Raw genomic sequence first — 17,922 nt, forward strand, 5'->3', positions numbered from 1 at the left:
CCGCACCCGACATTCGGGACCCGCGACGGGGTGCTCCACCGCATGGTGTCTCCGGCGCAGTCCGCAGGCCGCGTCAGGCGCCGTAGAGCCCCGCCACCTCCGGTGCGAAACCGGTCAGCGTGCGGGCGCGATGCGCGCGCGGGTGGCGCGGCATCAGCCCCGCCATCGCTTCCGCAAGCCGCACCGCGGCCTGTGTGCCATCCACCAGCGGCACCGCCACGCGCGGCTGCAGCAGCGGCGCGACGCCCGCGAGCGGACCGCCGGCCAGGATGATGCACTCCGCCCCGTCCTGCTCCGCGCTTTCGGCGCACAGCGCCGCCAGCAGGTCGAGCCGGTCCTCCGCCACGGTGCCGGGGTCGCCGCTGAAGGCCGGGCCCATGCGGAAGCCGGCGCAGCGTGAGGCCAGGCCGTGATGCGCCAGGCATTCCTCGAACATCGGGCGCAGGGCCGCGGTGAAGGACACCACGCCGAAGCGTCGACCGAGCATGGACGCCGCATGGAAGGCGGCCTCGCTGATGCCGAGCACCGGCACGTCGAGCAACTCCTTCGCGGCATCGAGGCCCGGGTCGCCGAAGCAGGCGATCACCGCGGCGTCGTAGCGGCCGCGATGCTGCGCCAGCGCCGCCAGCGTGGCCGGCCCCGCCGCGAGCCAATCCGCGCGCGTGACGATCAGCGGCAGGCCGAAGGGGGCACTGACCGCGGTGATTTCGGTACCGGACGAGGCCACCGCGCGCGCCGCGGCGCCGATGCGATCGGTGACCGACGGCGTGGTGTTGGAATTGACGACCAGGATCCGCATCGGGGCTCCGTTAACCATGTTGCACCGCACACCTACCCCGTTGACCCGACCCTTAACACACTGTCACATCGCGGCGCTCAGTTCGGGGCAACGTCCAGGAAACGGCGCCGGTCAACGGCGACAGGCCCGCTCCGCCGGAAGGTGGAGCGGGCCTCGTGTTTCCGGGGCCCCACACGCCGGAGGATCCGCCCCATGAAGCCAGCCGCCCTCGTCACCGGCGCGCGGCGCGGCATCGGCCGCGCGACCTGCGTGGCCCTCGCACGGAAGGGCTTCGACATCGTGGGCGCCGACATCAGCGAGGACGGCGTGGACGAGACCCGCGCGCTCGTGCGCGATGCCGGCGCCGGCTTCTCCTTCCTGTCCGCCGATGTCGGCGACGTCGATGCGCATGGCGCGCTGGTCGATGCCGCATGGGCGGCGTTCGGGGGCATCGAATGTCTGGCGAACATCGCGGGCGTGCAGGTGCGCAAGCGGCAGGACATGCTGGAGACCACGCCGGAGTCCTGGGACCGGCTGCTGGACATCAACGCGCGCGGCGTCTTCTTTCTGTCCCAGGCGGTCGCGAAGCGCATGATCGCGGATGGCGCGCCGGTGCGCGGGCATCGTTCGCTGTGCTTCGTCTCCTCGGTCAACAGCGTGATGGCGTCGTTGAATCGCGCGGAATACTGCGTGTCGAAGGCGGGTGTCACGATGATCGCGAAGCTGTTCGCGCTGCGCCTGGCGCGGCACGGCATCAACACCTACGACATCCAGCCGGGCATGATCCGCACGGACATGACGCGCGAGGTCTGGGACAGCTACGCCGCGCAGATCGAAGGCGGCCTCACGCCCATTCCACGCTGGGGCGAACCGGAGGACATCGGCGGCGCCATCGCGACGCTGGCGGCAGGTGCCATGCCGTTCTCGACCGGGCATTCCTTCCCGGTCGATGGCGGTCTGCTGATGCCGCGGTTCTGATTCGTCAGGCCGCGCGCGCCGCACGCCGCAGTGCCGTGAGGTACATCTGCGCGAACACCGCGACCGCGACCGCCTGCGCCGCCAGGAAGGCGATGCCCCAACCGTTCGGCGACACCAGGCCAAGCAGCGGCAGCACCGCGCAGTCCACCGCCCAGACGGCGTTGCCCACCGCGAGCACCCAGACCAGCCAGCGCGGCAGGCTCTCCCGCGTCAGGCCCCAGGCCAGCAACGCGGTGTAGGGCAGGAACAGCACGCCGCAGGCGAGCAGCAGCGGCGCCGGCAGCGACGTGATCGCGGCGATGGCGCCCGAGGCGGCGACAAGCGCGAGCGCGGTCGCGCCGCTCATCACGGCATCGAGGCCGAGCGCGATGCGCAGCAGGCCGCCGGTGGGGATCGTCGTCATGGCTGTCTCTCCGGGCATGACCGCGGGGTTGCGGCTTGCCGGGACATGGCCTGCGGCGCGCGATGATGCGATTACCTCGCGGGTCATCGTCGTGACGCCGTGCGCCATGGCAGGATGCGCCCATGACCGCCTTCGGACCCCTGCTGCGCGAATGGCGCACCCGCCGCCGGCGCAGCCAGCTCGACCTCGCGCTCGAGGCCGAGGTCTCGCAGCGACACCTGTCCTTCGTGGAATCCGGCCGCGCGCGACCGAGCCGCGAAATGGTGCTGCGCCTCGCCGAACGGCTTGCGGTTCCGCTGCGCGCGCGCAACGCGCTGCTGGTCGCGGCCGGCCATGCGCCGGAATACGCCGAGCGCGCCATCGACGACCCGGCGCTGCGCCCAGCGATGGACGCGGTGCGCCTGATCCTCGATGGCCACGAACCCTATCCGGCGCTGGCGGTGGACCGGCACTGGACGCTGGTGGCCGCGAACCGCGTCGCGCTGCGGCTGATGGATGGCGTGGCGCCGGTGCTGGCGAGCCCGCCGGTGAACCTGCTGCGGCTCAGCCTGCATCCGGACGGGCTCGCGCCGCGCATCGTCAACCTGCGCGCCTGGAAGACGCACATCCTCGACCGCCTGCGGCGGGACGCGGATGCCTCCGGCGATCCCGTGCTGCTGGCGCTGATGGAGGAGATGGCGCGCTACCCGGCCGGGCAGGACCCGCCACCCGGCCTGGCCGAGCGCGAACGCGCGCTGATCGCGACACCGCTGCGCCTGCGCGTGCCGGGCGGCGAGCTTGCGCTGATCGGCACCATGACGGTGTTCGGTACGGCGACCGACGTGATGCTCTCGGAACTCTCGCTCGAGACGTTCTTTCCCGCCGATGGCGAGACGGCGGCGGCGCTGCGCGCGATGGCGGCGGCGTGAGTCAGAAGCGCCCCTCGTCCGGGATGTTCAGCCGCGTGCCGCAGGCCTTGCAGTGGACCGCATCCGGTTCGTGGCGCTGCAGCCCGCAGGTGGGGCAGGCGAAGCGCACCTTGGACGGCCGGAACAGCGCCTGCGCCAGGCGCAGGAACAGCGTGACGCCGGCGATCATGATGACGACCGAGATCATCCGCCCCGTGGTGCCGGGCAGCGTGATGTCCCCGAAGCCGGTCGTGGTCAGCGCGGTGACGGTGAAATACAGCGCATCGGCGTAGTTGCCGATATGCGGGTTGCTGCCGTGCTGGGTCTCGTAGACCACCGCTGTCATGATGAAGATGAACACCGAAAGGTGCGTCGCACACAGGATGGCTTCCTCGTGCTGGCGGAAGAAGGCGAAGTCCTGCCTCAGCGTGCCCAGCATGCGATAGGAATGGATCAGCCGCAGCGTGCGCACCACGCGCAGGAAGCCCGCCCCTTCACCAGCCAGCGGCGCGAGGAAGGACGCGATGGCGATGACGTCGGCGATCGATGCCGGGCGCAGCGCCTCCCGCCAGGGCATCCGGCTGCCGGCCAGGCGCGCGGCGAATTCCGCGACCAGGACCAGGCCGATCAGCACGTCGATCGCCTCGACCACCGGTGAACGCGGCAGGAACGACGTGACGACGACGAAGCCCATGGTCGCGATATCGAAGGCGAGCACGCCATAGCGGAAGCGGCAGGCGTCCTGCGCCGTGCCGTAATACAGGTGGTGCAGCCGTGCCCGCAGCGTGCCCGCCTGCTCCACCGGTCAGTCCTTCAGGCCCGACAGCTCCGCCACCAGCGCACCGAGGCTCGCGCAGTCGTCGCCACCGCGCCCCGAATTCACCACCGCCTCCATCATCTGCGCGGCGAGCGCGGTGGCCGGGGCGAACACGCCATTGTCCCGCACCGCACCGAGTGCCAGGCGCATGTCCTTGCGCATCAACTCAGCGCGGAAGCCCGGCTTGAAGTTGCGGTCGAGCATGCGCTTTGCGTGGTTCTCGAGCACGAAGGACCGGGCCGAACCGCCCAGCAGCGCCTGGCGCATCAGCATGGGGTCGAGCCCGGCCTTGCGGCCCATGGCGAGCGCTTCGGCCGCGGCCTGCATCGCACTCACGATGATCAGCTGGTTGGCCGATTTGCAGACCTGCCCGGAGCCGGCGGGACCCAGCAGCGTGATGGTCTTGCCCACCGCGTCGAACACCGCCCGCGCAGCCGAAAAACCGGCATCGGCACCGCCCACCATGCAGGTGAGGGTGCCATCGATTGCCCCCTGCGGCCCGCCCGAGACCGGGCTGTCCAGCAGTACGATCCCGCGATCCGCCATGCGCGCGGCGAAGGCGGCCGAGGCGGCGGCCGCGATGGTCGAGAAGTCGATTACCACGGTGCCAGGTGCCGCGCCCTCGATCACGCCGTTCTCGCCGAACAGCACCGCCTCGACATCGGGCGTATCGGGCACGCACAGGCAGACACAGTCTGCGCCATCGGCGGCATCGGCGGCGTTCGCGGCCCATTGCGCGCCGGCGGCGACCAGCGGTTCGGCCTTGGCGCGGCTGCGTGTCGCGACCGTCAGCGCGAAGCCGGCCCGCAGGATATTGGCGGCCATGGCCGCACCCATCACCCCCATGCCGATGAAGGCGATACGCGCAGGTGGCGTGATGGGGGTCATGGCGGTGCCTCACAAGTTCCCGGGACGGGCGAAACCATGACGCGGCTGACGCGTTGCGCCAAGGCGGGGCAGGTTTTCAGCCGCCCTCTGCACAAGGAGCCATGTCCATGTCATCGACCCGTCTTCGCCTCGCCGCCATTCTCGCCGGCGCGATCGCCGCGGCGCCCGCCATGGCGCAGACCCCGGCCCCCGGCACACCGAGCCCCACCGGCGGCCAGGCCGCGCAGCAGACCGGGCGCGTGAGCATCGGCTCGTTGCGCTGCGACGTCGCTGCCGGCACCAGCTTCATCTTCGGCTCGACACGCCAGGTGACCTGCCTGTTCTCCCCGGCGCGCGGCAATCCCGAGCGCTACACCGGCGAAATCCGCCGCTTCGGCGTCGATATCGGCTTCACCGGCGCGGCGGTGATGCTGTGGGGCGTGCTGGGCAGCTCGGGCGATACGCGCCCCGGCGCGCTGGCGGGCACCTATGCGGGTGTCTCGGCGGGTGCGACGGCCGGGGTGGGCGTGGGCGCGAATGTGCTCGTGGGCGGCAGCGACCGCGGCATTGCACTGCAGCCGGTCAGCGTCGAGGGCAATACCGGCCTGAACATCGCGCTGGGCGTCGGCGAGCTGGTGCTGACGGCGGCGCCGTAAGCCTTCAGTAGCCGGGCGCCGCCTCAGGCGGCGCGGCTGCGCGCCATGCACCGGCGCGCCCGGCAGGACTACAATCCTGGGCGCGGTTGCGCCGTGCGCTCCCGGCTCGCATCGCGGGCCGCGGAGGCTGCACGCTCAGCGGGTGGGCGTCGGCGGCGTGGTGGAATAATCGTAGAAGCCACGCCCCGATTTCCGCCCGAGCCAGCCGGCTTCGACATACTTCGCGAGCAGCGGCGATGGCCGGTACTTCGGGTCGCCCAGCCCTTCGCGCAGCACCTTCATCACGCTCAGCAGCGTATCGAGGCCCACGAAATCCGCGAGCTCGAGCGGCCCCATCGGGTGGTTCGCGCCAAGCTTCAGCCCGTCATCGATGGCGCGCACATCCCCCACGCCTTCCATCAGCGCCTGGATCGCCTCGTTGAGCATGGGGCACAGGATGCGGTTGACCACGAAGCCCGGCCAGTCGCCGGCGGGTACCGCCACCTTGCCCATGCGTTCGGCCAGCGCCGTCACGGCGGCGGCGGTAGCGTCATCGGTGGCCAGGCCGCGGATGATCTCGACCAGCTTCATCATCGGCACGGGGTTGAAGAAGTGCATGCCGATGAAGCGCGCGGGGCGGTCGGTGGCGGCCGCCAGGCGCGTGATCGGGATGGATGACGTGTTCGACGCCAGGATCGCCTCGGGCTTCAGGATCGGGCAGAGCGCGGCGAAGATCTTGACCTTGATCGCCTCGTTCTCGGTCGCCGCCTCGATCACCATGTCACAGCCGGCGAAGGCGTCGTTGGTGGTGGCGGTGGTGATGCGCCCCAGCGCGGCGGCCTTGTCCTCGGCGGTCAGCAGGCCCTTCTTCACCTGCCGGTCCATGTTGCCGGACATGGTCGCCAGCGCCTTGTCGAGCGCGGGCTGGCTCACATCCATCAGCACGACTGACAGGCCCGACTGCGCCGCGACATGCGCGATGCCATTGCCCATCAGCCCGGCGCCGATGACGCCGAGGGTCTTGATCTCCGCCATGTCCGTGTCCTCGTTGGAAAGAAGAAGGGCGCCCCGAGGGGCGCCCCGTGCCGGTCAGCCCTTGGCCAGTTCCGCTTCGAGTTCCGGCACGGCCTTGAACAGGTCCGCCACCAGGCCGTAATCCGCCACTTGGAAGATCGGCGCTTCCTCGTCCTTGTTGATGGCGACGATGACCTTGCTGTCCTTCATGCCGGCCAGGTGCTGGATGGCGCCCGAGATGCCGACCGCAATGTAGAGGTCCGGCGCGACGATCTTGCCGGTCTGGCCGACCTGCATGTCGTTGGGCGCGTAGCCGGCATCGACCGCGGCGCGCGACGCGCCGACCGCCGCGCCGAGCTTGTCGGCGACCTTCTCGATGATGGCGAAGTTCTCGGCCGACGCCATGGCGCGGCCACCGGAGATGACGATGCGCGCCGCGGTGAGTTCCGGCCGCTCCGACTTCACGATCTCGGAGCCCAGGAACGTGGACAGCCCCGGATCGGCGGCGGCGGGCGCGGCCTCGATCGCCGCAGACCCGCCCTCGGCGGGGACGGGGTCGAAGGATGCGGCGCGCACGGTGATCACCTTCGTCGCGTCGGACGACTTCACCGTGGCCATCGCGTTGCCGGCATAGATCGGGCGCACGAAGGTGTCGGCATCCACCACGCCGGCGATGTCCGACAGGATCTGCACGTCCAGCAGCGCGGCGACGCGCGGCATCACGTTCTTGCCGGCAGCGGAGGCGGGGGCGAGCAGGTGCGAATAGCCAGGCGCCAGCGCCACCAGCAGTGCCGCGAGCGGTTCGGCCAGCACGGGGCCCTCGGCGCCGGTCAGCACCTTCGCCACGCCGGGCATCTTCGCTGCGGCGGCTGCGCCGGCGGCGGCGCCATCGCCGGTGACAAGCACATGCACCTCGCCCAGCGACGCGGCCGCCGCGACGGTGCTGCGGGTGGGCTGTGAGACGGCGCCGTCCTTGTGGTCGGCCAGGATCAGGACGGTCATGGTCAGATCACCTTCGCTTCGGTGCGCAGCATCGCGACAAGTTCCTCGACCGACCCCACCTTGCGGCCGGCCTGGCGCTTGGCCGGTTCCTCGACCTTCAGCACGGTCAGGCGCGGGGTCACGTCCACGCCGAGGTCGGCCGGCTTCACCGTCTCGATCGGCTTCTTGCGCGCCTTCATGATGTTCGGCAGCGACGCGTAGCGCGGTTCGTTCAGCCGCAGGTCGGTGGTCACGATCGCCGGAAGCTTCAGCGACACGGTCTCGAGCCCGCCATCGACTTCGCGCGTCACCTTCAGGGTGTCGCCGTCCTTCTCGATCTTGGACGCGAAGGTGCCCTGGCCCCAGCCGAGCAGCGCGGCCAGCATCTGTCCGGTGGCGTTCATGTCGTCGTCGATCGCCTGCTTGCCCAGGATGACCAGCGCGGGGTCCTCCTTGGCCACGATCGCCTTCAGGATCTTGGCGACGGCGAGCGGTTCCAGCACGCCGTCATGTTCGACCAGGATGCCGCGGTCGGCCCCCATGGCGAGCGCGGTACGGATCTGTTCCTGCGCCGCGGTCGGGCCGGCGGAGATCGCCACGATCTCGGTAGCCACGCCCTTTTCCTTGAGGCGCACGGCTTCCTCGACCGCGATCTCGTCGAAGGGGTTCATCGACATCTTGACGTTCGCCGTCTCGACGCCGGTGCCGTCCGCCTTCACGCGGACCTTCACATTGTAGTCGACCACCCGCTTGACGGGGACGAGGACCTTCATGGCGCGACCGTGTGCCTTTCGGTGGTGTTGGCGCGGCGTGCCGCGCGGGGGTGTTGGCGCGGCGGGCCGCGCAGGTGGCAAGGGCGATGCGGGCGGAAAATACGGGGCGAGCCCTGCCGCGGCAAGGCTGGCCCTAGCGTTTCAGCAAGGTCAGCAGGATCGCGAAGAGCCCCAGGGCCAGGAATTGCAGCCCGATGCGCCAGCGCATCAGCCGCTGGGCGCGGCCAGAATCGCCGCTGCCCCCGGCCATGCCCAGGATGCCCGCGAGCAGCACGCCGACCGTCGCCAGCATGGCGATGCCGACCAGGATGGTGAGGACCGTGGTCATGCCCGCCACCTAACCCCGATTCAGCGCTTCGCAACACCCCCGCCGCCGCGGATCAGCACTGCGCCCAACAGGGCGGTCCCGACGCATAGCCCGAAGCCCAGTGCATAGCCGCCCGAGGCCTGGACCAGCGCGGTGAAGGCCGGCGGGCCCACCAGCATGCACGCGCCGAATACGAAGCCCGCCGCCGCCGTCGCGGCGCCGACCTGGCCGGCGGGTGCGAGGCGCGCCGTCTCGGCCAGGAACACGCCGTTCCAGCCGATTGCGGTCGCGCCCATGCCCATGCCCGCCAGCGTCAGCAACAGCCCCGGCCAGTCCGGCCCGGCCAGTAGCAACGCCGCGCCGGAAGCCGCCGCGCCGACCCCTAGGCCGGTCAGCACGGGTCCGGCCCCCACCCGGTCCGCCACCAGGCCCCACAGGATGCGCCCAGCGACGCCCGCGGCCTGCGCCATGGCCAGGCGCAGCCCGGCTTCTGTCAGCGGCACGCCCAGGGCTTCGACCTGGAACACCACGAAGAAGGAGGAAAAGCAGAACTGCGAAACGCCATAGAGCGCCGACATCAGCGTCATGCGCCGCAGCACCGGTACGTCGCGCAGGATGCCCAGGCTGCCCAGTGCCGCCGCCCAGGCCGCGCCCAGGCTGCCGATCGCGGCCGTCCGGTCCCGTTCGGCATCGAGGGCGGCGCGCAGCGGCTGGAGCACCAGCGCCGAGACCGCCAGGAACGCCGCCACCGCCAGCACCCCTGCCCGCCAGCCCCATGCCGCCGCGATGGCCGGCGTGGCGGCGGCGATCAGCATGGCCCCCGCCGGCACGCCGCATTGCTTCAGGCTGAAGATCAGCGCGCGCCGGTTGGGCGGCGCCTTCTGTGCCAGCAGGTGGCTGCCCGCCGGCGTGACCGGCCCATGCCCCAGGCCACCCAGCAGCGCCGAGGCCGCCAGCGCGACCGGATGTCCCAGCGCCGCCACCGCCACCGCGGCGCCGCAGACCACCAGGCCCGCCTGCAGCACCCGGATGCCGCCATAGCGCCGGATGAAGGCCCCCGCGAGCGGCCCCGACACCAGCGCCCCGCCATAGACCAGCGCCGTATGCACCCCGGCCAGTGCCGCAGGAATGCCCACTTCCGCCGCTATCGCCGGGGCCAGCACGGGCACCGCGAGGAACACGCCCATGCCGGCCAGATGCGTCCCCAGAAGGGCGAACATCACGGTCCAGACGGAAGGGGCGTGTATCATGCTGCACCGCAATGCTGCGCCGGCCGGGGGCATCCGTCCACCGGGGGCGGCGACTTGACCCGGCCCGCCCGGATGGGGTCCCTGCCGGCATGACCGGGTTCCGACGCCAGATCCTCGCGCTTTCGTGTCTGCTCGTGCTGGGCCTGGGCGGGCTGTTGGCCGCCCAGACCGTGCCGGTGGAAGCGCCCGAGCCATTGCCGCCGGCCGAGACCGCGCCCAGCGCCACCGAGGCGGTGCCCGCGCCGCCCCCTCCCCCTGCCCCCGCGCGCCCGGCCGCCGCGCCGCCGCGCCCGGCCGATGCCGCTCCCCGCCCGGGCGCCCCGGCTGCACCACCGGCCGCGGCGCGCCAGGCAGCCCCGCCGCGCGCGGCCACACCGGCCGCGCAGCCCGCATCGCCGCCGCCCGCGCCCGCGGCCGAGGCCGCCGTGCCCGCCTCCGAGGCCGAGCGCCTGCTGCGCCTGCTGCAGGATGATGCCCGCCGGGCGGACCTGATCCGGACTCTGCAGGGGCTGTCGGCCGCCGGTGGCACCGGGGCCGCGGCCGCCACGCCGGCGCCGGCCGCACCGCCCGCAGCGCCGGAGGAACCCACGATCCTCGCGCCAAACACGCTCGGCGCGCAGTTGCTACAGGGCGCGTCGCAGCGGCTCTCGGCACTGTCCGAGCAGCTGGTGGTGGCGGTGCAGACCATCGCCGACCTCCCGTCGATGGTCTCCTGGCTATCCGCCATGGCGCGCGACCCGGTCACGCAGTTCCGCATCATGGACGCGGCATGGAAGCTGTTCATGGTGCTGGGCCTGGGCCTGGTCGCGGAATGGATCGCGGTGCGGCTGCTGCGGCGCGCGCGCGATGCGCTCGATTCCCGCGCACCGGCGGAAGGCGAGATGTTCTCCTGGCTGCGCAAGATCCCGCTGGTGATCGCGCGGCTGTGCCTCGACCTGCTGCCGATCGGGGCCTTCGCCATCGTCTCCTATGGCGGGATCGGGCTGGTGCAGCCGCTGCCCACCACCGAACTGGTCATGCTGACGGTGAACAACGCCTACATGGCGTCGCGCGCAGTGATGGTGGCGTCGCGCATGCTGCTCTCGCCGGCTTCGCCCATGCTGCGGCTGCTGCCGGTGGCGGACGAGACCGCGGCCTACATCACGGTCTGGCTGCGGCGCATCACCTTCGTGCTGGTGGTCGGCTACGCGACCGCCGAGGCCGGGCTGCAGTTCGGCCTGCCCTGGAACGCGTATGATTCCATCCTGCGGGTCTGCCTGCTGCTGGTGACGCTGTTCCTCATCATCGTCATCCTGCAGAACCGCGGCGCGGTGTCGGATGCGCTGCGCGCGCCGGACCTGCCCGACAGCACCATGGCCGAGGCCCCGCGGCGCATGCTGCGCGCACTGCGCGACCGGCTGGCCGACATCTGGCACATCATCGCCATCGCCTGGCTGATCGCCGCCTGGGGCGTCTGGGCGCTCGAGGTTCAGGGCGGCTTCTGGCGGCTGTCGCGCGTGTCGCTGCTCACGCTGCTGGTGCTGGGCGCGGCGAAGCTCGCGGACGTGGCGATGCGCCGCATGCTGGCGCGCGCCTTCCGCATCACGCCGGATCTCGCGCGGCGCTACCCGGGGCTGGAGGCGCGGGCGAACCGCTACCTGCCGATCCTCAAGGGGACATTTTCGGTCTTCATCGGCGGGCTCGCGCTGCTCCTCCTGCTCGAGGCATGGGGCCTCGATGCCTTCGATTGGTTCGGGCAGGGCAAGCTGGGCAACCGGCTGGTCGGGTCGCTCGCGTCGATGGGCTTCACGCTGCTGGCGGCCATGACGGCGTGGGAGGCAGCGAATGCCGCCATCCAGCGCCACCTGGTCGGGCTGTCGCGCGATGCCAAGGCAGCGCGGTCCGCCCGCGTGCGCACGCTGCTGCCCATGCTGCGCACCGCGCTGATGGTGACCATCGTGCTGATCACCGCCTTCATCATACTGACCGAGATCGGCGTGAACGTGGCGCCGCTGATCGCCGGCGCGGGCGTGGTCGGCATTGCGATCGGCTTCGGGTCCCAGACGCTGGTGCGCGACATCATCACCGGCATCTTCCTGCTGTTCGAGGACGCGCTGGCGGTGGGCGACGTGGTGCAGGTGGGCGGGCTGTCGGGCGTGGTGGAGCAGCTGTCGATCCGCTCCATCAAGCTGCGCGCGGTGGATGGCAGCCTGCACATCATCCCGTTCAGCGCCGTGACCACCGTGACCAACATGACGCGCGACTTCGGCTTCGCGGTGATGGACGTGAACGTGGGCTATGGCGAGGACACCGACCGCGTGACCGACGTGCTGCGCGACGTGGCCGCGGAGATGCGCGAGGACGCGAAGTGGCGCACGGCGATCCGCGACGACCTGGATGTGATGGGCGTGGAGCGGCTGGGCGATTCGGGCGTGATCATCCGCGTCCGCTTCAAGACCGAACCCTCCCAGCGCTGGGCGGTGGCGCGTGAACTCAACCGCCGCGTCAAGCGCCGCTTCGACGAACTCGGCATCGAGATCCCGTACCCGCACCAGAAGCTGGTGGTGGAACAAGGCCCGCCGCACCCGGCGGCACCGGCGCGGGCGCTGGAGGAATGACCCGCACCCCGCGCATCGCGCTCGGTGCCTTCATGCTCGAGAGCAACGGCCACGCGCCGGTGGCCACGCGTGCCGAGTTCGAGGCGAGCTGCTGGCTGGAAGGCAAGGCGCTGGCCGCCGACCTGGCGCGCCCCGCCCCGCGCGCGCCCACGGCGTTGACCGGCTTCATGCGTGCCATGGAGGCCGGGCGCACCTGGGTGTCGGTGCCACTGGTGGCAGCCGCCGCCGGTGCCTCCGGCCCGATGGAGCAGGACGCCTTCGATGGACTGCTGCATGCCATGGAGGCGCGGTTGCGCGCGGCCATGCCTGTCGATGGCGTGTTCCTGTCGCTGCACGGCGCCGCGTCCGCCACGGTCGAGGTCGACCCCGACGGCGTGCTGCTGGCGCGGGTGCGCGCGGTGGTCGGGCCGGACGTGCCGGTGATCGCGACACTCGACCTGCATGCCAATGTCTCGCGCGCCATGGTGGACCATGCCGATGTGCTGGTGGCCTTCGTGACCAACCCGCATGTCGACATGGCCGAACGCGGTGCCGAGGCGGCAGCGGCGATGCGCGCCATGCTGGGCGGGATGCGCCCACGCCGCGGCTTCGTGAAGCTGCCGATGATCCCACCCGCCACCAGCCAGAATACCGATGCGGGGCCCTATGCGGATGCCATCGCCTTCGGGCAGGGCCTGCTGGACCACGAGGTGATGAACGTGTCGATCTCCTCCGGCTTCTCGTTGGGGGATACGCCCAAGGCCGGGCTTTCGGTGGTGGTGACCACGCGCACCGATGCGGCGCGCGCGCAGGCGGCGGCGGAGGAGGTCGCGCGCTTCATCTGGTCGTCGCGCGGGCGTTGGGTGGCGCGGCTGACACCGCTGGCCGAGGCGGTCCGCCGGGCGAAGCAGGTGGGCGGTGATTCGCGCGCCGCACCGCTGCTGTTCGCGGACGTGGCCGACAACCCCGGTGGCGGCGGGCGCGGCAACACGGTGTGGATCCTCGAGGCCTTCCACGAGGCCGGCGTACGCGGCGCGTGCCTGGGCGTCTTCAACGATCCGGAACTGGCGGCCGAGGCGTATCTGCTCGGTCCCGGCGCGCGTTTCCTGGCCCATTTCAACCGGCTGGAGACCAACCACTTCTCGCATGGCTTCGAGGCTGAGGCGGAGGTGGCCGCGCTGCATGACGGGCGCATCATCGGCCGCCGCGGCATCTATGCCGGGCGCGAGATCGACATGGGCCCGATGGCGCTGCTGCGCATCGGCGGCATGCTGGTGGCGGTGGCGACGCAGCGCCGGCAGTTGTGCGAGCCCGCGATGCTGGAGGCGCTGGGCGTCGACATCGCCGCGCTGCGATCGCTGGTGGTGAAGTCGCGCGGGCATTTCCGCGCCGGCTTCGACGAGCACTTCACCCCGGACCGCATCATCGAGGTGGATGTGCCCGGCCTCACCACGGTGATGCTCGACCGCGTGCCCTGGCGCGCCGTGCCGCGGCCGATCTGGCCGCTCGATCCCGATATGGACTGGTCGGTCTGAGCCGCCTCAGAAAGATCCGACCAGGCTGCCCAGGACGATCACGACGACCAGCGCGAGCATGGCGCTGACCACCGTGGTCATGACGATGTCCAGGTAGCTGGATTTGTGCGTGGCGCCGCAGACCGCGAACAGCGTCACCACCGCGCCATTGTGCGGCAGCGCGTCCAGCGTGCCGGCGCTGATCACGGCCACGCGGTGCATCAGGCCGGGGTCGAGCCCAATTTGCGCTGCCAGCGCCATGTAGGTCGGCCCCAGCGCATCCAGCGCGATGGTCAACCCGCCCGAGGCGGAGCCGGTCAGCGCCGCCAGGATGGTAGTCGCCGCCGCCAGCGAGACCAGCGGTCCGCCGCCGATGCCCAGCACCCAGTCGCGCACGACCTCGAAGGCCGGCATCGCCGCCACCACCGCGCCGAAGCCGACCAGCGATGCGACCGAGAAGATCGGCAGCACCGACGCATTGGCCCCCGCATCCATCGTCGCGCGCAGCGAGGGCAGCCGCGCCCCCGCCACCGCCAGCAGCACGAGGATCGCCGCGAACAGCGCCACCGCCACCGACCACACACCCGCCACCGCCGCCAGCGTGGTGCCGCCGAAGCGCGGTTCCGCCAGGAAGGCCGCGTCGATTCTGGGCAGTACGACCAGCGACATGACCAGGTTGACCGCCACCACCACGACCAGCGGCAGGGCCGCGAGCATGACCGGCAGGTCGCGCTGCGTGGGTTCGCTGCGGTGCATCTCGGCGGGGTCGAATTCGCGCGCGGTGCTGGCGCGCTCGCGGATGATCGGGTCGTCCGCCACGGCATCGACCGCGACCGGTACATCGTCACCGAAACCCTCCCCGGCGGCGCGCGCGCGTGCCTCCTGCCGCGCCATCCACCACAGCCCGAAGCCGAGCATGATAGCCGAGGCAATGATGCCGAGCCCCGGCGCGGCGAAGGGCGTGGTGCCGAAGAAGGGCATCGGGATGGCGTTCGGAATGGCGGGCGTGCCCGGCATGGCCGACATGGTGAAGGTGAAGGCGCCTACCGCGATCGCACCTGGCATCAGGCGGCGCGGGATGCCCGCCTCGCGGAACAGCGCCGCGGCCATGGGTGCGAGCACGAAGATCGCGACGAACAGCGACACGCCGCCATAGGTGACCGCCGCGCCGGCCAGCGCCACCGACAGGATCGCACGCTTCGGCCCCAGCGTGGCGGTCATCCAGCGCGCGATGCTGGCAACCGCGCCGGTATCCTCCATGAGCTTGCCGAACAGCGCCCCCAGCAGGAACAGCGGGAAGAACTGCGCGACGAAGCGCGCGGCGGAATTCATGAAGGTCTCGGTCCAGTGCGCCAGCAGCGGTTCGCCTGCGAAGGCCGCCGCGACAAGCGCCGCGGCGGGTGCCAGCAGCAGCACCGACCAGCCGCGATACGCGAGGGCGACCAGCAGCGCCAGGCCGGCCAGGATGCCGAGCAGCCCCATGGTGTCAGACCTTCTCGAGCAGGTATTCGATCGGCAGCGTCGATCGCTTGCCGAGGGCATCGCCATGGGCGGCCAGGAAGGCATCGGCGGCGCGCCGGCCCTCGTCGCGCAGCATGGTCAGGAAGTCCCACTCCGCGTTCAGCTTGGACGACGCGCCGAGGTCGGCCAGCATCGCGCTCTGCACCAGGTGGACGCGCATGCGCGCCCAATGCGCGGTCTTCTCGTTGCCCGGGTCGGCAACCGAGCGCAGCAGCGCCATCATCTGCAGTTCCTTCAGCAGCACGGCGTTGAAGGCGACCTCGTTCAACCGGTTGAGGATGTCGCGCGCCGTCTTGGGCGTGCCCGGGCGCTGCACCGGATTGATGCCGATGATGACGGTGTCGTCGGAGACGCATTCGTCGATCAGCGGCGTCATGGTCGGGTTGCCCGAATAGCCACCGTCCCAATAGGCCTGGCCGTCGATCTCGACCGCCTGGAACATCATGGGCAGGCAGGCCGAGGCCATCAGCGCGGCTGGCGAGACATCGTGGTTGCGGAACACGCGCGGGCGGCCGGTGTGCACGTTGGTCGCGGTGATGAACAGCTTCACCGGGGATCGCGGCAGGCGTTCGAAATCCACCACCTCGGCCAGGATCGCGGCCAGCGGGTTGGGCATGCCGAAGTCGAGGTCGTAGGGCGAGAACACCCGCGTCGCGATGTCCATCGCGAGATACGCCGGCGAATTGTCGAGCGTCCAGCGCCCGAGCAGCACGTCGAGCGGCCCGCGCCGCAGCGGGCTGAGCGCCGCCGCGTCCGAGACTTTCTTCCAGAACGTGGCGAGCGCGGCACGCGCGCCGTCGGGCCCGCCATCCATCAGCCCATGCGCCAGCACCGCCGCGTTCATCGCGCCGGCCGAGGTGCCGGACGCGGCCTCGATCTCGATCCAGCCTTCCTCGAGCATGCGGTCGAGCACGCCCCAGGTGAAGGCGCCGTGGCTGCCGCCGCCCTGCAGCGCGAGGTCGATCAGCAGAGGGTCGCGCCCGGCGGGGCCGCGGGTGGGCTTCCTGGCCATGGTCCAGTCTCCGGTTGCGGGCCGTCGTGGCGCGCGGGCATGCGCGGCATGCTGCATCGCACAATGCGGGCGGACACTAGACCACTCTCCGGCGAGAGGAAATCACCGCGGCTGATCTGGCGTCCCAGGGCTGTGCCGGCCGGACCAGGTGCCGCCCGGCCGGGCGGGGTGCGCTGCCGCGGCGTCCCGCCGCGCGTCGCACGGAACCTGAAGCCGATTCAGGGCATGTTGGCGTGCATCAACGTCCCTAGTCGCTTGGTTTCGCGCGCATCCTCATCCGATCGAACGATTCCGCCCGATCGGGATCTGCTCTAGGGTACGCCGACGCTCGCGCGCCGGCAGCGGTCGGGGCGGTCGATGCCGGCTGGAGCACCTGCCCGATGAGCCTTCCCGCGATGCGGCGACTGTGGCTGCTGTCCCTGCTCGTCCTGGGTCTGGCCGGATGCGGGAACATCGCGCGGCTCGATCCGCCGCCGCTCGCCGCGACCGAGACGCTGCCCATCCTGGGCCTGTCCAATGCGCGCTTCTGGCTGGATGGCGACCCCGCGCCATTGGTGCGCGAATGGCGGCTGGCGCAGGACCGTCAGGTGGCGGCGTTGCCGCGCGCGGCGCGCGGCCGCCTGCCGCCGGCGAACATGCTGGCGTTGTCGGGCGGGGGGGACAACGGCGCCTTCGGGGCGGGCCTGATGGTCGGCTGGACGGCATCTGGCCGGCGCCCGTCCTTCGACCTGGTCACCGGCGTGTCCGCCGGCGCGCTGATCGCGCCCTTCGCCTTCCTCGGCCCCGACTACGACGCGCCGCTGCGCGAGGTGTTCACCGATGTCGCGCCCGGCGACGTGCTGATCTTCGGCAACCGTATCCGGGCCGTGCTGTTCGGCGAGGCGCTGGCCGACACCTCGCCGCTGTACCGCCTGATCGAGCGCCACGTGAACGAGGCGATGATGGCCGCGATCGCGCGCGAATACGGGCGCGGGCGGCTGTTGCTGATCGGCACCACCAACCTCGACCTGGGGCGGCCGGTGTTCTGGAATATCGGCGCGATCGCCGCCAGCGGCCGGCCCGAGGCGCTGGACCTGATGCGGCGCATCCTGCTCGCATCGGCGTCGATCCCCGGCGCCTTCCCGCCGGTGCTGTTCGATGTCGAGGCCGGCGGCCGGCGCTACCAGGAGATGCACGTGGACGGCGGCGCGGCGCTGCAGCTGTTCCTGTACCCCCCGGGGATCGACCTGCGGGCGCAGGACGGCCCGCGCGCGCGCGAACGCACCGCCTGGGTGGTGCGCAACGGGCGGCTCGACACCGAATGGTCCACCACCAACCGGTCGATCCTGTCGATCACGGGGCGCGCCGCGTCCACGCTGCTGCATTTCAGCGCAGTGAACGACATCGTGCGTGTGTACCTGACGGCGCAGCGCGACGGCGTGCGCTTCCGCCTGGCCTATATCGGCCCCAACTTCACCGCGACGCGCGAGCAGCCCTTCGAGACCGCCTACATGCGGGCGCTGTTCGCCTATGGCGAGGCGCAGGGGCGCAGCGGGAATGGCTGGATCGAATCGCTGCGTCCGCTCGGGTCGATCGACCTGAGCGCGTCGCGGCCGTGACGCCTGGCCAG

Annotated in this window: 17 protein-coding genes; 6 read left to right on the plus strand and 11 right to left on the minus strand. The window is 71.4% G+C overall.

Annotation, left to right across the window (positions count from 1 at the left end; all coding sequences use genetic code 11):
* Positions 1-73 precede the first annotated feature (73 nt).
* Positions 74-799, minus strand: coding sequence for an aspartate/glutamate racemase family protein (locus MWM08_RS24885; protein ID WP_244457152.1), 726 nt, complete (start codon positions 797-799; stop codon positions 74-76).
* Positions 800-991: 192 nt separating this feature from the next.
* Here MWM08_RS24885 and MWM08_RS24890 point away from each other — a divergent pair, with 192 nt between their 5' ends.
* Positions 992-1,756, plus strand: a complete 765-nt coding sequence (locus MWM08_RS24890) for a 3-ketoacyl-ACP reductase (RefSeq protein ID WP_244457153.1) — start codon at positions 992-994, stop codon at positions 1,754-1,756.
* A 4-nt stretch (positions 1,757-1,760) separates the two neighbouring features.
* Here MWM08_RS24890 and MWM08_RS24895 read toward each other — a convergent pair whose 3' ends face one another.
* Positions 1,761-2,159 carry a hypothetical protein gene (locus tag MWM08_RS24895; RefSeq protein WP_244457154.1) on the minus strand — a complete coding sequence of 133 codons (399 nt, stop codon included), beginning with the start codon at positions 2,157-2,159 and terminating at the stop codon, positions 1,761-1,763.
* 122 nt (positions 2,160-2,281) lie between these two features.
* On the opposite strand from MWM08_RS24895, the gene MWM08_RS24900 reads away from it, so the two are divergent.
* The gene (locus MWM08_RS24900; RefSeq protein ID WP_244457155.1) at positions 2,282-3,067 is read left to right on the plus strand and encodes a helix-turn-helix transcriptional regulator; all 786 of its coding nucleotides are present in this window, start codon (positions 2,282-2,284) and stop codon (positions 3,065-3,067) included.
* A 1-nt stretch (position 3,068) separates the two neighbouring features.
* Here the strand turns inward: MWM08_RS24900 and MWM08_RS24905 are convergent, their stop codons facing one another.
* Positions 3,069-3,848 carry a potassium channel family protein gene (locus MWM08_RS24905; RefSeq protein WP_244457156.1) on the minus strand — a complete coding sequence of 260 codons (780 nt, stop codon included), beginning with the start codon at positions 3,846-3,848 and terminating at the stop codon, positions 3,069-3,071.
* 3 nt (positions 3,849-3,851) lie between these two features.
* Positions 3,852-4,751, minus strand: coding sequence for an NAD(P)-dependent oxidoreductase (locus tag MWM08_RS24910; protein ID WP_244457157.1), 900 nt, complete (start codon positions 4,749-4,751; stop codon positions 3,852-3,854).
* A gap of 107 nt (positions 4,752-4,858) precedes the next feature.
* On the opposite strand from MWM08_RS24910, the gene MWM08_RS24915 reads away from it, so the two are divergent.
* Positions 4,859-5,386: a DUF992 domain-containing protein gene (locus MWM08_RS24915; protein WP_244457158.1), complete on the plus strand. Its 528-nt coding sequence runs from the start codon at positions 4,859-4,861 to the stop codon at positions 5,384-5,386.
* Positions 5,387-5,521: 135 nt separating this feature from the next.
* On the opposite strand, the gene MWM08_RS24920 is transcribed toward MWM08_RS24915, so the two are convergent.
* The 5 genes from MWM08_RS24920 to MWM08_RS24940 all read right to left on the minus strand — a co-directional run bounded on the left by MWM08_RS24920 (position 5,522) and on the right by MWM08_RS24940 (position 9,690).
* Positions 5,522-6,400: a 3-hydroxybutyryl-CoA dehydrogenase gene (locus MWM08_RS24920; RefSeq protein ID WP_244457159.1), complete on the minus strand. Its 879-nt coding sequence runs from the start codon at positions 6,398-6,400 to the stop codon at positions 5,522-5,524.
* A gap of 54 nt (positions 6,401-6,454) precedes the next feature.
* Positions 6,455-7,381 (minus strand): electron transfer flavoprotein subunit alpha/FixB family protein, encoded by a 927-nt coding sequence (locus MWM08_RS24925; protein ID WP_244457160.1) that lies wholly within the window; start codon positions 7,379-7,381, stop codon positions 6,455-6,457.
* Positions 7,382-7,383: 2 nt separating this feature from the next.
* Positions 7,384-8,133 carry an electron transfer flavoprotein subunit beta/FixA family protein gene (locus MWM08_RS24930; RefSeq protein WP_244457161.1) on the minus strand — a complete coding sequence of 250 codons (750 nt, stop codon included), beginning with the start codon at positions 8,131-8,133 and terminating at the stop codon, positions 7,384-7,386.
* 133 nt (positions 8,134-8,266) lie between these two features.
* Positions 8,267-8,461 carry a twin transmembrane helix small protein gene (locus MWM08_RS24935; RefSeq protein WP_244457162.1) on the minus strand — a complete coding sequence of 65 codons (195 nt, stop codon included), beginning with the start codon at positions 8,459-8,461 and terminating at the stop codon, positions 8,267-8,269.
* 20 nt (positions 8,462-8,481) lie between these two features.
* On the minus strand, positions 8,482-9,690 hold the full coding sequence (locus MWM08_RS24940) for an MFS transporter (protein WP_244457163.1): 1,209 nt from the start codon (positions 9,688-9,690) through the stop codon (positions 8,482-8,484).
* Positions 9,691-9,779: 89 nt separating this feature from the next.
* On the opposite strand from MWM08_RS24940, the gene MWM08_RS24945 reads away from it, so the two are divergent.
* The gene (locus MWM08_RS24945; protein WP_244457164.1) at positions 9,780-12,287 is read left to right on the plus strand and encodes a mechanosensitive ion channel family protein; all 2,508 of its coding nucleotides are present in this window, start codon (positions 9,780-9,782) and stop codon (positions 12,285-12,287) included.
* Positions 12,284-13,801, plus strand: a complete 1,518-nt coding sequence (locus MWM08_RS24950; protein ID WP_244457165.1) for a M81 family metallopeptidase — start codon at positions 12,284-12,286, stop codon at positions 13,799-13,801. The genes MWM08_RS24945 and MWM08_RS24950 overlap by 4 nt, the downstream gene beginning before the upstream one ends.
* A 6-nt stretch (positions 13,802-13,807) precedes the next feature.
* Here the strand turns inward: MWM08_RS24950 and MWM08_RS24955 are convergent, their stop codons facing one another.
* The gene (locus MWM08_RS24955) at positions 13,808-15,262 is read right to left on the minus strand and encodes a GntP family permease (RefSeq protein ID WP_244457166.1); all 1,455 of its coding nucleotides are present in this window, start codon (positions 15,260-15,262) and stop codon (positions 13,808-13,810) included.
* A gap of 4 nt (positions 15,263-15,266) precedes the next feature.
* Positions 15,267-16,313 carry a patatin-like phospholipase family protein gene (locus tag MWM08_RS24960; RefSeq protein ID WP_244457167.1) on the minus strand — a complete coding sequence of 349 codons (1,047 nt, stop codon included), beginning with the start codon at positions 16,311-16,313 and terminating at the stop codon, positions 15,267-15,269.
* Positions 16,314-16,693: 380 nt separating this feature from the next.
* Here MWM08_RS24960 and MWM08_RS24965 point away from each other — a divergent pair, with 380 nt between their 5' ends.
* Positions 16,694-17,911, plus strand: a complete 1,218-nt coding sequence (locus MWM08_RS24965) for a patatin-like phospholipase family protein (RefSeq protein ID WP_244457168.1) — start codon at positions 16,694-16,696, stop codon at positions 17,909-17,911.
* The last annotated feature ends 11 nt before the right edge of the window (positions 17,912-17,922 follow it).

Source organism: Roseomonas fluvialis, from assembly GCF_022846615.1.
Lineage (GTDB): Bacteria > Pseudomonadota > Alphaproteobacteria > Acetobacterales > Acetobacteraceae > Neoroseomonas > Neoroseomonas fluvialis.

Excerpts from the sequence above, each read along its gene's own strand:
- MWM08_RS24900 (WP_244457155.1), top strand. The coding sequence starts at position 2,282 with ATGACCGCCTTCGGACCCCTGCTGCGCGAATGGCGCACCCGCCGCCGG.
- MWM08_RS24930 (WP_244457161.1), bottom strand. The coding sequence starts at position 8,133 with ATGAAGGTCCTCGTCCCCGTCAAGCGGGTGGTCGACTACAATGTGAAG.
- MWM08_RS24965 (WP_244457168.1), top strand. The coding sequence starts at position 16,694 with ATGAGCCTTCCCGCGATGCGGCGACTGTGGCTGCTGTCCCTGCTCGTC.
- MWM08_RS24960 (WP_244457167.1), bottom strand. The coding sequence starts at position 16,313 with ATGGCCAGGAAGCCCACCCGCGGCCCCGCCGGGCGCGACCCTCTGCTG.
- MWM08_RS24890 (WP_244457153.1), top strand. The coding sequence starts at position 992 with ATGAAGCCAGCCGCCCTCGTCACCGGCGCGCGGCGCGGCATCGGCCGC.
- MWM08_RS24885 (WP_244457152.1), bottom strand. The coding sequence starts at position 799 with ATGCGGATCCTGGTCGTCAATTCCAACACCACGCCGTCGGTCACCGAT.
- MWM08_RS24925 (WP_244457160.1), bottom strand. The coding sequence starts at position 7,381 with ATGACCGTCCTGATCCTGGCCGACCACAAGGACGGCGCCGTCTCACAG.
- MWM08_RS24955 (WP_244457166.1), bottom strand. The coding sequence starts at position 15,262 with ATGGGGCTGCTCGGCATCCTGGCCGGCCTGGCGCTGCTGGTCGCCCTC.
- MWM08_RS24915 (WP_244457158.1), top strand. The coding sequence starts at position 4,859 with ATGTCATCGACCCGTCTTCGCCTCGCCGCCATTCTCGCCGGCGCGATC.
- MWM08_RS24920 (WP_244457159.1), bottom strand. The coding sequence starts at position 6,400 with ATGGCGGAGATCAAGACCCTCGGCGTCATCGGCGCCGGGCTGATGGGC.
- MWM08_RS24945 (WP_244457164.1), top strand. The coding sequence starts at position 9,780 with ATGACCGGGTTCCGACGCCAGATCCTCGCGCTTTCGTGTCTGCTCGTG.
- MWM08_RS24910 (WP_244457157.1), bottom strand. The coding sequence starts at position 4,751 with ATGACCCCCATCACGCCACCTGCGCGTATCGCCTTCATCGGCATGGGG.
- MWM08_RS24895 (WP_244457154.1), bottom strand. The coding sequence starts at position 2,159 with ATGACGACGATCCCCACCGGCGGCCTGCTGCGCATCGCGCTCGGCCTC.
- MWM08_RS24950 (WP_244457165.1), top strand. The coding sequence starts at position 12,284 with ATGACCCGCACCCCGCGCATCGCGCTCGGTGCCTTCATGCTCGAGAGC.
- MWM08_RS24940 (WP_244457163.1), bottom strand. The coding sequence starts at position 9,690 with ATGATACACGCCCCTTCCGTCTGGACCGTGATGTTCGCCCTTCTGGGG.
- MWM08_RS24935 (WP_244457162.1), bottom strand. The coding sequence starts at position 8,461 with ATGACCACGGTCCTCACCATCCTGGTCGGCATCGCCATGCTGGCGACG.